This window comes from Streptomyces sp. NPDC026246, from assembly GCF_055567995.1.
On the sequence record NZ_JBVHPJ010000001.1, the window covers coordinates 202,810 to 215,621 of the forward strand.

At 74.1% G+C, this 12,812-nt stretch carries 10 protein-coding genes; 4 read left to right on the plus strand and 6 right to left on the minus strand.

Translation table 11 applies throughout. The features are described 5' to 3' along the window. Positions 1-36: 36 nt before the first annotated feature. The 4 genes from meaB to ACZ4M5_RS00890 all read right to left on the minus strand — a co-directional run bounded on the left by meaB (position 37) and on the right by ACZ4M5_RS00890 (position 6,740). The gene (gene meaB / locus ACZ4M5_RS00875; protein ID WP_467731660.1) at positions 37-1,032 is read right to left on the minus strand and encodes a methylmalonyl Co-A mutase-associated GTPase MeaB; all 996 of its coding nucleotides are present in this window, start codon (positions 1,030-1,032) and stop codon (positions 37-39) included. Next, positions 1,029-3,215, minus strand: coding sequence for a methylmalonyl-CoA mutase (scpA, locus tag ACZ4M5_RS00880; RefSeq protein WP_467731662.1), 2,187 nt, complete (start codon positions 3,213-3,215; stop codon positions 1,029-1,031). The genes meaB and scpA overlap by 4 nt, the downstream gene beginning before the upstream one ends. Then, positions 3,212-5,023, minus strand: a complete 1,812-nt coding sequence (locus ACZ4M5_RS00885; protein ID WP_467731664.1) for a methylmalonyl-CoA mutase family protein — start codon at positions 5,021-5,023, stop codon at positions 3,212-3,214. Before ACZ4M5_RS00885 ends, scpA begins: the two co-directional genes overlap by 4 nt. Before the next feature lie 445 nt (positions 5,024-5,468). After that, positions 5,469-6,740, minus strand: a complete 1,272-nt coding sequence (locus tag ACZ4M5_RS00890) for a cytochrome P450 (protein WP_467731666.1) — start codon at positions 6,738-6,740, stop codon at positions 5,469-5,471. A gap of 144 nt (positions 6,741-6,884) precedes the next feature. On the opposite strand from ACZ4M5_RS00890, the gene ACZ4M5_RS00895 reads away from it, so the two are divergent. From ACZ4M5_RS00895 to ACZ4M5_RS00905, 3 genes are all read left to right on the plus strand, one after another. Then, positions 6,885-7,343, plus strand: coding sequence for a DUF4383 domain-containing protein (locus ACZ4M5_RS00895; RefSeq protein WP_467731668.1), 459 nt, complete (start codon positions 6,885-6,887; stop codon positions 7,341-7,343). A gap of 75 nt (positions 7,344-7,418) precedes the next feature. Next, positions 7,419-8,369 carry a Rieske (2Fe-2S) protein gene (locus tag ACZ4M5_RS00900; protein ID WP_467731670.1) on the plus strand — a complete coding sequence of 317 codons (951 nt, stop codon included), beginning with the start codon at positions 7,419-7,421 and terminating at the stop codon, positions 8,367-8,369. A 5-nt stretch (positions 8,370-8,374) separates the two neighbouring features. Continuing rightward, entirely contained in the window at positions 8,375-8,920 is a 546-nt protein-coding gene (locus tag ACZ4M5_RS00905) for a DUF1360 domain-containing protein (protein WP_467731672.1), read from the plus strand. A 69-nt stretch (positions 8,921-8,989) separates the two neighbouring features. On the opposite strand, the gene ku is transcribed toward ACZ4M5_RS00905, so the two are convergent. Beyond that, positions 8,990-10,045 (minus strand): non-homologous end joining protein Ku, encoded by a 1,056-nt coding sequence (ku, locus tag ACZ4M5_RS00910; RefSeq protein ID WP_467731674.1) that lies wholly within the window; start codon positions 10,043-10,045, stop codon positions 8,990-8,992. A gap of 119 nt (positions 10,046-10,164) precedes the next feature. After that, complete coding sequence (locus ACZ4M5_RS00915) at positions 10,165-11,367, minus strand: magnesium and cobalt transport protein CorA (RefSeq protein ID WP_467731676.1); 1,203 nt, start codon at positions 11,365-11,367, stop codon at positions 10,165-10,167. A 158-nt stretch (positions 11,368-11,525) separates the two neighbouring features. Here ACZ4M5_RS00915 and ACZ4M5_RS00920 point away from each other — a divergent pair, with 158 nt between their 5' ends. Beyond that, positions 11,526-12,635: a winged helix DNA-binding domain-containing protein gene (locus ACZ4M5_RS00920; RefSeq protein WP_467731678.1), complete on the plus strand. Its 1,110-nt coding sequence runs from the start codon at positions 11,526-11,528 to the stop codon at positions 12,633-12,635. The last annotated feature ends 177 nt before the right edge of the window (positions 12,636-12,812 follow it).

Genomic DNA, 12,812 nt, shown 5'->3' on the forward strand with positions numbered 1-12,812 from the left:
TCCCCGTTCCGGTTGCTCGTTCCGGTTGCTTCCGGCTCAGGTTCCCGCGGCCTCGGTACCGCCGCCGAGCGCGCCGAGGATCCGTTCGGCGGCCAGGGTCGGGGTCAGTTCGCCCTGCCGGACCCGCTCCTCCAGCACGGGCGCCAGCGCCCGTACCGCGGGATCGGCCTGGAGACGGCCGAGGAGTTCGTCGCGGACCATGCTCCAGGTCCAGTCGACCTGCTGGTCGCGGCGCTTGGCGGTGAGGCGGCCGGTGGAGTCCAGCAGTGTGCGGTGCTGCTCCAGGCGCTCCCACACCGTGTCCAGGCCCGTCGACTCCCGGGCGCTGCAGTGCAGCACCGGCGGCGTCCAGAACGCGTCCTTGCCGTGCATCAGCCTGAGCGCGCCCGCCAGTTCCCGGGCGGCGGCCCGGGCGTCGCGCTCGTGCGGCCCGTCCGCCTTGTTCACGGCGATCACGTCGGCCAGCTCCAGCACGCCCTTCTTGATGCCCTGGAGCTGGTCGCCGGTGCGGGCGAGGGTGAGCAGCAGGAAGGTGTCGACCATGTTCGCCACGGCCGTCTCCGACTGGCCGACGCCGACCGTCTCCACCAGGACCACGTCGTAGCCGGCCGCCTCCATCACCACGATCGACTCGCGGGTGGCCTTGGCGACGCCGCCCAGCGTGCCGGCCGTGGGGGAGGGGCGCACGAACGCCGCCGGGTCCACGGCCAGACGCTCCATCCGGGTCTTGTCACCCAGGATGGAGCCGCCCGTACGGCTGGAGGACGGGTCGACGGCCAGCACCGCCACCCGGTGCCCGAGCGAGGTCAGCAGCGTGCCGAACGCGTCGATGAACGTCGACTTGCCGACGCCCGGCACCCCGCTGACGCCGATCCGCCGGGCCCGGCCGCTGTGCGGCAGCAGCGCGGTCAGCAACTCCTGGGCCAGCGCCCGGTGCTGGGGGCGGGTGGACTCGACGAGCGTGATGGCGCGCGCGACGACCGCCCGCTTCCCGTCGAGCACGCCCTTCACATACGCGTCGACATCGATCACAGCTCGTGCCCGAGACCGTCCGACAGCCGCCGCACCAGGTCGTACGCCGCGTCCGGGATCACCGTCCCGGGCGGGAAGACGGCCGCCGCTCCCATCTCCAGCAGCGTCGGGACGTCCTGCGGCGGGATGACCCCGCCGACCACGACCATGATGTCCTCGCGCCCCTCCTCGGCCAGCGCCTCGCGCAGCGCCGGGACGAGGGTGAGGTGACCGGCCGCCAGCGACGAGACGCCGACGATGTGCACGTCCGCCTCGACGGCCTGCCGGGCCACCTCGGCGGGCGTCTGGAACAGCGGGCCGACGTCCACGTCGAAACCGAGGTCGGCGAAGGCGGTGGCGATCACCTTCTGGCCGCGGTCGTGGCCGTCCTGGCCCATCTTGGCGACCAGAATGCGCGGGCGGCGGCCCTCGGCCTCCTCGAAGGCGGACACCAGGGTGCGGGTGCGGTCCACGCTCGGGGACTCTCCCGTCTCGTTGCGGTACACGCCGGTGATCGTACGGATCTGACTCGCGTGCCGCCCGTACACCTTCTCCAGGGCGTCGGAGATCTCCCCGACCGTGGCCTTGGCGCGGGCCGCGTGCACGGCCAGCTCCAGCAGGTTGCCCTCGCCCGCGGCGGCCCGGGTCAGCGCGTCCAGCGCGTCCCGGCAGGCTCGCTCGTCGCGGTCGGCGCGCAGCCGCCGCAGCTTCTCGATCTGCTGGGCGCGCACCGAGGAGTTGTCGACCTTGAGCACGTCGATCTGCTCGTCGGTCTCCACGCGGTACTTGTTGACGCCGATGACCGGCTGCCGGCCCGAGTCGATGCGGGCCTGGGTGCGGGCCGCCGCTTCCTCGATGCGCAGCTTCGGGATGCCCGCGTCGATGGCCTTGGCCATGCCGCCCGCGGCCTCCACCTCCTGGATGTGCTGCCAGGCCCGCCGCGCCAGGTCGTACGTGAGCTTCTCCACGTACGCGCTGCCGCCCCACGGGTCGATCACGCGCGTCGTGCCCGACTCCTGCTGGAGCAGCAGCTGCGTGTTGCGGGCGATGCGCGCCGAGAAGTCGGTCGGCAGGGCGAGCGCCTCGTCCAGGGCGTTGGTGTGCAGCGACTGCGTGTGCCCCTGGGTGGCCGCCATCGCCTCGACGCAGGTGCGCGTGACGTTGTTGAACACGTCCTGCGCGGTCAGCGACCAGCCGGAGGTCTGCGAATGGGTGCGCAGCGACAGGGACTTGGCGTTCTGCGGATCGAACTGCCTGACCAGCTTCGCCCACAGCAGGCGCGCCGCCCGCAGCTTGGCGACCTCCATGAAGAAGTTCATGCCGATCGCCCAGAAGAACGACAGCCGGGGCGCGAACGCGTCCACGTCCAGGCCCGCTTCACGGCCCGCCCGGATGTACTCCACACCGTCGGCGAGGGTGTACGCCAGCTCCAGGTCGGCCGTCGCACCCGCCTCCTGGATGTGGTAGCCGGAGATGGAGATGGAGTTGTAGCGCGGCATCCGCTGCGAGGTGTACGCGAAGATGTCGGAGATGATCCGCATCGACGGCTTCGGCGGATAGATGTAGGTGTTGCGGACCATGAACTCCTTCAGAATGTCGTTCTGAATGGTCCCGGCCAGCTTCTCGGGCGGTACGCCCTGCTCCTCCGCCGCCACGATGTACAGCGCCAGCACGGGCAGCACCGCGCCGTTCATCGTCATCGACACGGTCATCCTGTCCAGCGGGATCCCGTCGAACAGCTGCCGCATGTCGAGAATCGAGTCGATGGCCACGCCCGCCATGCCGACGTCGCCCGTCACCCGCGGGTGGTCGCTGTCGTAACCGCGGTGCGTGGGCAGGTCGAAGGCGACCGACAGGCCCTTCTGCCCGGCCGCGAGGTTGCGCCGGTAGAAGGCGTTGGACTCCTCGGCCGTGGAGAAACCCGCGTACTGGCGGATCGTCCAGGGCTGGTTGACGTACATCGTCGGGTACGGGCCGCGCAGGTACGGCGCCGCGCCCGGGTACGTGTCCAGGAAGTCCAGGCCCTCCAGGTCACGGCCGGTGTACAGCGGCTTGACCGCGATGCCCTCCGGCGTCTCCCACAGCAGGTCGTCCCCGCCGGAGGCGTCCTTGACCGCGGCGCGCCACTCGTCGGGCGTGCCGTCGGCGGCCGGGGTGCCCAGCTCGATCCCGGAGAAGTCGGGGATGCCACGGGGGGCGGTCATCGGGCAACTCCCATACGGTCGAGGGTCGTGGAGAGGACGGCCACGGCGTCGCAGCCCGCGAAGACGTAACCGTCGACACCGGGATACTCCCCGGGCCGCCCGGCGAGGAACACGTGCGCGGCGCCCGCCTCCTTGAGCTCCGCGGCCCGGGCCGCCGCCTGCTCCTCGTACAGGGCGTCGCTGGAGCACAGCACGGCCTCACTCGCGCCGCTGGCCGCGAAGTCGCCCTCGGCGACCGGCTCGATGCCGCCCGCCTGGAACAGGTTGGAGGCGAAGGTGAGGCGCGCGGTGTGGGCGGCGGCCGGGCCGAGCGCGGCGAGGAAGATCCGCGGCCGGGAGCCGGTCGCGGCCAGGTGCGCGTCCGAACGGGCGCGCAGCGCCTCGAAGGCCTCGTCGCGGCGCACCCGCGGCAGCCCGCCCGACGGCCGCCCGGGCGCGGGCTCGCGCACCACCGGCTTCTCCGCCAGGAAGGGGAACTCGCTGACGCCGGTGACCGGTTCGCGCCGCTTGGCCAGCCGTCCGGTGCGCTCCCGCCAGGTCTCGGCGAGGTCCCGCTCGACGTCACCGGACCGCAGGGCGGCCGCCATGCCGCCGAGGCCCTCGATCCGCTGGAAGAACTCCCAGCCCGCGTGGGCGAGTTCGTCCGTGAGCCGCTCCACGTACCAGGAACCGCCCGCCGGGTCGATCACCCGGGCCAGGTGCGACTCCTCGATCAGGATGGTGGAGGTGTTGCGGGCGATGCGCCGGGCGAACGCGTCCGGCAGGCCGAGTGCGTCGTCGAAGGGCAGCACGGTGACCGCGTCGGCCCCGCCGGCTCCGGCCGCCAGGGTGGCGATGGTGGTGCGCAGCATGTTCACCCAGGGGTCGCGGCGCGTCATCATCACCGGCGACGTGACGGCGTGCTGGCGCTGCGCCCCGGCGGCCGGGGCGCCGCAGACCTGGGCGACCCGCGCCCACAGCCGGCGCGCGGCCCGCAGCTTGGCGATCGTCAGGAACTGGTCGGCGGTCGCCGCGTACCGGAACTCCAGTTGCGCACAGGCCTGTTCGACGTCGAGTCCGGCCTCGGTCAGGGCTCGCAGGTACGCCACCGCCGTGGCCAGCGAGGCGCCCAGCTCCTGCGCGGCCGACCCGCCGGCCTCGTGGTACGGCAGCGCGTCCACGGTCAGCGCCCGCAGCTGCGGGTACGCTCCGGCGCACCGCCGCGCCAGCTCGGCCGCCGCCGAGAAGTCCTGCCGCTCACCGGTACGGGCCTCGAACCCGAGCGGGTCCGCGCCCAGGTTGCCGCGGGCGGCCTCCGGCGCGACGCCCCGCTCCTCGTACAGCCGGAACAACTCCCGCGCGGCCGGCTCCGCGTCCCGCCCGGCGTCGAGCACCACCCCGGCCAGGTCGAGGTAGACCCCGTCGAGGACCGAGCCCAGGGAGGACACCGGGACGCCGCCGTCGCCGACGGTCAGCCACAGCGAGGTGACGCCGTTCTCCAGGTCGGCGAGCAGCGCGTCGCGGTCGGCCGCCGTGTGCCGCTGCCGTACGTCCCAGCCGCCGACCGTGTTGCCCTCGGCGCGGCCACCCCGAACGAAGGGGGCGAACCCGGGCAGCCCCGGTTCGGGGGCGGCGTCGCGGGCGGTGTACAGGGGACGGGTGCGCAACCCGTCCTCCAGCGCGGTGGACAGGGCTTCCTCGGCCTCGGCGCCCCCGACGTCCTTGCCCGACTTGCGCAGCACACCCGCCACTAGGCGCTGCCACTGCTCATGGGGCACGTCAGGGAACTCGCCGGCCAGCTCAAGCCCGTCGTCAGGCAGGACCGTCATGCTCGGATGCTAGGTCACGGACACGAACGTGCAGCAGAGGGGACGCCTGTGACCTTCCCCTCGCTCTGATTGTGACCCCGCTCTCGCCGCCCTCGCCGGGCCGCCGGAGGGCCGGCCGGGGCGGGAGGGAAGCCGGTGCCGCGGCCCGGACGACCCGAGCGCTCGCGGAGCTTGCCATGGCCCCGCAGACCGGCGGCCCGGCAGATCGACACGGGTCATGTGGACCACGACGGGGAGGCCCCCCGCCGGCCACGGCGCCCTGCACGTCCCAGCCCTCGGGAGGGGGCGGTGCACGGCGACTGTCCCGCCCCCGACGGGCGAAGCCCGGCGGGAGGCGGTGCGGCCCGCCGGGAAAGGTCAGGCCCGCCCTCGGGGTCGGGGGCGGGCCTTCTCGCCGGTGCTGGCCGGTCTTCTCGCCGGTTCTGGCGCGCCTTCTCGCCGGTTCTCAGGCCGTGGGCATCGGCGCCGCCTGCCCGGCGGGTACCGGGACGCGGACGGAGTCCATGACGAAGCCGCTGCGGATGCGGGCCGGCAGACGGTTCAGCGGGATCCTCAGGTCCTGCTCGGGCACCTCGTACTCCAGCCCGGCGAGCCGCGGGGCGAGGGCGGCCAGCAGGGCGATCGTGATGTCCTCGCCGGGGCAGCGGTGGCCCGTGGCGGGATCGCCGCCGCCCTGGGGGACCAGTTCGTCCCGGGCGGGCGGGTGCCCGAGGAAGCGCCGCGGCGCGAACGCGAGGGGTTCGTCCCAGAGTTCGGGGTCGTGGTTCTGCCCGTACAGGTCGAGCAGGACCATCGCGCCCCGCGGGATCTGCTCGCCGTGCCAGTCCAGGTCGGTGACGGCCCGGCCGCCCACGAACGGAGCGAAGGGGTAGAAGCGCCGCAGCTCGTGGGCGAAGGCCACGGCGTAGGCCGGGTCGCCGCCGCGCAGCTCCTCGCGGACGTCCGGGCGGCGCAGCGCGTGGCCCGCGTAGGCGACGAACCAGCACACCGCGACGGTGGGGCGGATGACGTTGAGCAGTTCGACCGCGGCGGTGCGCGGGTCGAGGAGCCGCCCGTCGGCGTCCCGGTGCCGGGCCACCACGTCCAGCACGGACCCGTCCGCGGCGACCGCCCCACCGGCCCGCACGCTCCCGACCAGGGCGCCCAGCCGGCCCTCCAGACGGGCCCGGGCCCGGCGGGCACGCCAGTGGCGCGGACCCGCCGTGGCGAAACCGTCGACCAGGGACACCAGGTCCGCCCCGACCGCGTCACAGTCCTCGAGCGGGATCCCGGCCCAGCGGCACACGCCCCGGGTGAGCACGCGGCTCGCCTCGTCGAACAGCACGATCCGGCGGCCGGGCCAGGAGCGCACCGTCTCGTCCCAGTCCGCGGTGACGGCGTCCACCACCCCGGCGACCGCCTGCGGCCCGGTGAGCAGGGAGAGGAACATGCCCTTGCGGCCGCGGTGCGTCGGGCCGTCCAGCGTGTGCACGGCCCCGTGCCCGAACAGTGTGCTCAGCACCGGGCCGGGCAGGGCCGTACCGCGCTCGACGTGCCGCTCGTCGTAGAAGAAGCGCACCGCCTGCGGGCCGTGCAGGGCCACGGCGTGCCGGCCCATGAGGCGGGTGCGCACCAGCGGGGCGTCCGTGCGGCGCCTGCGGTCGGGCAGCCACGTGTACCCCTTCGCCAGCAGGGCGAGCGAGCTGTCGGCGAGCACAGGGCGACGACTTCCATCCATGGCGCCGCGAGTGCCCTCCGGCCGCACCCGGAAACGCACCCGGAAACGCCCCCGGAATCCGGGAGGTTGCCTTGTGCACCGGGGGTACCCGCGGCGCACCGGGCGCTCGACGTGACGCGCCCCTCACGCCGGAAGGCAACCGCCATGAGCTCACGAACGCAGCCGACGACCGGTGCCCGCACCCCCGTCCAGACGGCGGCACTGCTGGTGGGAGCAGTGTTCCTGCTGGTCGGCATCCTGGGCTTCATACCGGGGATCACCACCGGGTACGACTCGATGGAGTTCGCCTCGCACGACTCCGGTGCCGAACTGCTCGGGGTCTTCCAGATCTCCATCCTGCACAACCTGGTCCACCTCGCGTTCGGCGTGGCCGGCCTGGCCATGTCCCGTACCGCCTCGGCCGCCCGCACCTACCTGCTGGCCGGCGGCGCCATCTACCTCGTGCTGTGGCTGTACGGCCTGATCATCGGCCACGACAGCGCCGCCAACTTCGTCCCGCTGAACACGGCCGACGACTGGCTGCACTTCTTCCTCGGCATCGGCATGATCGCCCTGGGGGCCCTGCTCACCCGCGGTCCGGCCACCGGAACCCGGAGGGCGTGACCTGGACGGCGGCCGCCTCCGCGCGACCGCCCGCAGCCCCGTTTGCCGTCCCGGCCGGTGGGGACCCGGCCGGGCATGACCACCAAGCGACGCCGCCTGCTGCGGCAGAACCGGATGCTGTGGCTGCTGGACCGCCTCGAGCGCGAGTCCGGGGCCGACGCGGTGATCGACACACTCCGCAAGGGCGTACGGGCCCTGCCGCTGGGGCGCGGCCGCGACCTGCTGCACGGCCGGTGGCTGGGGCACCCCGTGCACCCGCTGATGGTCCAGGTGCCGATCGGCAGCTGGCTCTCGGCAGCGGTCCTGGACCTGCGTCCGGGCCGTTCCCGCGAGGCCCGGCTGCTGATCGGCGTCGGGCTCGGGGCCGCCGCCCCGGCCGCCCTGGCCGGCTGGGCCGACTGGGCGGAACTGCACCGCCAGCAGCAGCGCGTCGGCCTGGTGCACGCCCTGTCCAACATCGCGGCCGTCGGGCTGTACGCGACCTCCCTCGCCTGCCGCGCCAAGGGCCGGGAGACGGCCGGCCGGACCTACGGGTTCCTGGGACTGACGGCGGTCGGCGTCGGCGGCATGCTGGGCGGCCACATGGCCTACCGGCAGGCCTCCGGCGCCAATCACGCCGAGGAGGTCCCGCACGTCGTCTCCGAGGGCTGGCACCCGGTCGGCGCCGTCGAGGAGTTCCCCGCCGGCGAACCCGTGCGGCGCACGGTCGACGACGTGCCGGTGCTGGTCGTGCGCGAGACCGGCGGGCAGATCCACGCCCTGGCCGAACGGTGCAGCCACCTGGCCGGGCCCCTCGCCGAGGGCACCGTCGAAGACGGCTGCGTGCGCTGCCCCTGGCACGGCAGCGTCTTCCGCCTCTCCGACGGCTGGAACGTACGCGGCCCGGCCACCGCCCCCCAGCCCTCCTTCGAGACCCGGATCACCGGCAACCGGGTCGAGGTGCGCCTGCGCCACCAGAACGGCGGCCGGCACACCGCACCGGACCGTGCCCTCACCGGACAAGGAAAGCGCAGCTCGGACAGGTAATGAACATGAATGTGACGCCCGTGGCGGAGAGCCGCCCGGCACAGAAGCTGCGCGGGCTGCTCCGCCGCACCCACCGGGGCTACTCCGGAGGCCACGACCGGCCGCTGGGCGGCTACACCGCCGCCATGGCGGGATTCACGGTGTTCACCACGGCCTGGGCGACCGCCGTCCGGCTGCGCGGACGCCCCGTCCCGGCGCGCCCCGAGCCGTGGGACGTCGCCCTGACCGCGGTCGCCACGTTCCGCCTCAGCCGCCTGCTGAGCAAGGCCTCGGTGACCAGCCCCCTGCGGGCCCCCTTCACCCGGTACGTGGGACCGCAGGGGCCGGCCGAACTGGAGGAGGAGGCGCAGCCCGACGGCCGGCACACGGTCGGCGAGCTGGCGACCTGCCCCTTCTGCATGAGCGTCTGGATCGCCTCGGCGCTCACGGCCGGTCAGCTGCTCTGGCCCCGGGCCACCCGCACGGCCATGGGCACGCTCACCGCACTGGCCGGGGCCGACACGCTGCAACTGGCGTACGGCGCGCTGGTGAGCAAGACGACGGGCGACTGAGCGGCGCCCACGGGTGTCTCCCTCCACCGGGGCCTGCCGGGTACCCGCCGTACGTGTTGCCACCCGGTGTCAGGCCGCGCTTCCGGCGCGACGGCGGCCCGGTCGGGCCAGGGCGTCGACGAGCTGGTCGCGGGTCATCTTCGACCGGCCCTCGATGCCCTGTTCGCCGGCCCGCTCGTACAGCTCGGCCTTGGTCAACTGCCGCAGCTCGCTGCGGCTCGCCCCCCGCTCACGGGCCTTCGGCGCGCGCGCCCGCTCCGGCCGCGAGGTCTTGGACGCGGTCCGGCGGGAGTCCTTCCCGGCGGATCCGGACCGCCGGGACCCGCCGCGCTTGCCGCCGCCCGAGGCACCGGCCTGGGCGAGGCTGCTCTCCAGCACCGCCATCAGGTCGACGACGCCGGTGGCCTCCGGCGGCCCCTCGGCCACGGCGACCTCCTGGCCCTCGGCCTTCGCCTTCACCAGCTCGCGGACCTTCTCCTGGTACGTGTCGTGGTACCGGTGCGGCTCCCACGGGCCACTGAGGGCGTCCACCAGCCGCAGCGCCATGTCCAGCTCCTTGCCGCGCCCGGCCCGGCGGGAGGGCACGTCGGGCAGTTCGGTGCCCGGGTCGCGGACCTCGTCGGCCCAGTGCAGGGTCTGCAGCACCAGGAGCTTGTCCTCGGCCCGCAGCGCCGTCAGATACTGCTTGTTGCGCATGACGAACGTGGCCACGCCCGCCTTGCCGGTCTTCTCCAGCGCCGCCCGCAGCAGCTCGTAGACCTTGAGGTACTCCTCGCCCCGCGGGGCGACGTAGTAGGTGCGGGCGAAGTACACCGGCTCGATCCGGTCCAGGTCGACGAAGTCGGAGATCTCGATGGTCTTGGACCGGCCCGGAGCGATCTCGTCCAGCTCGTCCGGCTCGACGATCACGTACTCGCCCTCGCCCACCTCGTAGCCCTTGACGATGTCGGAGGTGGCGACCTCCTCGCCGGTGCGCTCGTTGACACGCCGGTTGCGGATGCGGTCCCCGGTGCCGCGCTGGAGCTGGTGGAAGTGGACGGTGTGGTCCTCGGTCGCGGTGAACAGCCCGACCGGCACCGTGACCAGGCCGAAGGTGATCACGCCTGTCCAGATGGCCCGAGCCATGCCGCGCTCCGTCCCGTCCGTCCCCGGCGTGCCCGTCCGCCGCGGTGTCCCCTCCACGCTCGCACCGAGCGGGACGGCCCGCCCGCCGGGCGGCCGGCGGGGCACCCGAACGGCGTCCCTCAGAGCCAGTCGCGGCGCTTGAAGACCACGTAAAGGCCGACGCAGACCAGGCCCATCGCGGCGAGCGCGAAGGGGTACCCGAAGCTCCAGCCCAGCTCCGGCATGTGGTCGAAGTTCATGCCGTAGACCGTGCCGACGAGGGTCGGAGCGAACAGGATCGCCGCCCACGACGAGATCTTCTTGATCTCCTTGTTCTGCTCGAAGCCGGCCTCCGCCAGTGCGCGCATCTCGGCGTTCTGCTGCTGCGTGACGAGCGTGGCGTTCACCGTGAGGATCTCGGTGAGGGCCTGGCGGAAGGTGTCGACGCGCTCGCTGGTGTGCGTGACGTGGTCGGCCACGTCCCGCAGGTAGCGCTGCAGTTCCTCGTCGGTCCCGTACTTGGCGAATCCCGCCGTCAGCGCCCGCAGCATGCCGCCCAGGGGGCGGGTGGCGCGCTGGAACTCGACCATCTCACGGGAGAGTTCGTAGATGCGCCGGGAGACCTCGGGGTGGCCGCGGAACACCTCGGTCTCGATCTCGTCGATGTCGTTCTGCACGCCCGCCACCACCGGGGCGTAGCCGTCGACGACCGCGTCGAGGATGGCGTACAGCACCGCCTCGGGCCCCAGCCGCAGCAGTTCGGGCGTCGCCTCCATGCGGCGGCGCACCGCCGACAGGTCCGGTGCAGCGCCGTGGCGGACCGTGATCACGAAGTCCGGGCCGACGAACACGTGCAGTTCGCCGAAGTCGACCTCCTCCGGCGCGTCGAGGTAGAGCGCGGCCCGCAGCACCACGAACAGCGTCTCGCCGTAACGCTCCAGCTTCGGCCGCTGATGCGCCTTGATCGCGTCCTCGACGGCGAGCGGGTGCAGGTCGAACTCCGCTGCCAAAGCGTGCAGTTCGCCGTCCGTGGGGCGGGCAAGCCCGATCCACGCCATGCCGGCCGGCTGCTCGCGCAGGGCGCGGAACGTCTCCGCCAGGGTCGCGGGGGAGGAGACGCGGACTCCGTCCCGGTAGAGGGCCGCCTCGACCACACTGGCCGGCTCGGCGGGCCGCTGCGCCTCCGCCGGGCCGCCGGCGTCGGCGGGTGGCTGCGCCGGCGGCCCGGCGCGGCGCCACACCGACTTGCGCGCGCCTCGGCCCGCCGGCCGGGCGGAACCGGCGGCCCGCCCGGACCCGGCAGGCCGGTCGTTCCCGGCGGAGCCGGCGCGTGGCTCGGGCATCGCGGCTGCCTCTCGGTCGAGGGTGCGTACGCGGGGATCAGGGGGACCACGGGGCGGGACACGAGCAGAATACGGGCCGCTCGCGCCGCGGGCCCCTTCGTCGTCGCGGACGGTCGTCGCGGACAGAACCTGTCCGCGACCCTCGCTACCGTGCCCCCATGACGAACACCAAGCGGAGCGCCACGGCACCCGTCCTGGGCACGCGCGCCCTCAACCGGGCCACCCTCGACCGCCAGCTCCTGCTGCGCCCGTCGCGGATGTCCGCCGCCGACGCCGTCGAGCACCTGGTCGGCCTCCAGGCGCAGAACGTCAAGCCGCCCTACTACGCGCTCGCCGCCCGTCTGGACGCCTTCACGCCCGAGGCGCTGTCCCGGCTGATGGCCGACCGGGCGGTCGTCCGGATCGTCACCATGCGCTCCACCATCCACACCCACACGGCGGACGACTGCCTCGTACTGCGCCCACTGGTGCAGCCCGCCCGCGACCGCGAACTGGTCACCTTCCGCAAGGGCCTGGCCGGCGTCGACCTGGACCGGCTCACCGCCCTGGCCCGCGACCTCGTCGAGGACGAACCCCGCACCATGGGCGAGCTGCGCGAGGCCCTGCGGCAGCACTGGCCCGACGCCGACCCCCAGGCCCTGGGCGTCGCCGCCCGGTGCCGGCTCCCGCTGGTGCAGGTGACCCCGCGCGGACTGTGGGAGCGCAGCGGCCAGGTCCGGCTGACCACCGCCGAGCACTGGCTGGGCCGCGCCGCGGAACCGGCCCCCGCGCCGGACGAGGTCGTCCTGCGCTACCTGGCCGCCTTCGGCCCGGCGTCCGTGAAGGACATGCAGACCTGGGCGGGGCTGACCCGGCTGCGTGCGGCGTTCGAGCGGCTGCGCCCCCGGCTCGTCACCTTCCGGGACGACGGCGGCACCGAGCTGTTCGACCTCCCGGACGCCCCCCGCCCCGACCCGGACACCCCCGCCCCGCCGCGCTTCCTGCCCGAATTCGACAACCTGCTGCTCTCGCACGCCGACCGCACCCGGGTCGTCCCGCCCGAGCACCGGGGCCGCTCCTGGCAGGGCAACGTCGCCCACCGCACCCTGCTCGTCGACGGCTTCCTCGCCGGGCTGTGGCGCCTGGACGAGGACGCCCTGGTGATCGAGCCCTTCGGCCGGCTCGCCCGCGTCGCGCGGGAGGAGGTCGCCGCCGAGGGGGAGCGGATGCTGCGGACCCTGCACCCGGCGGCCTCGTACGACATCCGCTTCGGCGCCGTACGGACGTGAGGCGGGCGGCGCACCGACTCCGCCCCGGGCGGTCGTCACCGTCGCGCGGACATGGAGAGGGGGGGGGGGGGGGGGGGGGGGGGGGGGGGGCCCCCCCCCCCCCCCCCGGGGGGGGGGGGGGGGGGGGAAAAATGGGGGGGGCCGGGGTGGAGATGGGGGGGGGGCGCGGGGGTGGGG

Coding starts and splice junctions, on each gene's coding strand:
- scpA (WP_467731662.1), bottom strand. CDS start 3,215: ATGACCGCCCCCCGTGGCATCCCCGACTTCTCCGGGATCGAGCTGGGC.
- ACZ4M5_RS00915 (WP_467731676.1), bottom strand. CDS start 11,367: ATGCCCGAGCCACGCGCCGGCTCCGCCGGGAACGACCGGCCTGCCGGG.
- ACZ4M5_RS00895 (WP_467731668.1), top strand. CDS start 6,885: ATGAGCTCACGAACGCAGCCGACGACCGGTGCCCGCACCCCCGTCCAG.
- ACZ4M5_RS00900 (WP_467731670.1), top strand. CDS start 7,419: ATGACCACCAAGCGACGCCGCCTGCTGCGGCAGAACCGGATGCTGTGG.
- ACZ4M5_RS00905 (WP_467731672.1), top strand. CDS start 8,375: ATGAATGTGACGCCCGTGGCGGAGAGCCGCCCGGCACAGAAGCTGCGC.
- ku (WP_467731674.1), bottom strand. CDS start 10,045: ATGGCTCGGGCCATCTGGACAGGCGTGATCACCTTCGGCCTGGTCACG.
- ACZ4M5_RS00885 (WP_467731664.1), bottom strand. CDS start 5,023: ATGACGGTCCTGCCTGACGACGGGCTTGAGCTGGCCGGCGAGTTCCCT.
- ACZ4M5_RS00920 (WP_467731678.1), top strand. CDS start 11,526: ATGACGAACACCAAGCGGAGCGCCACGGCACCCGTCCTGGGCACGCGC.
- ACZ4M5_RS00890 (WP_467731666.1), bottom strand. CDS start 6,740: ATGGATGGAAGTCGTCGCCCTGTGCTCGCCGACAGCTCGCTCGCCCTG.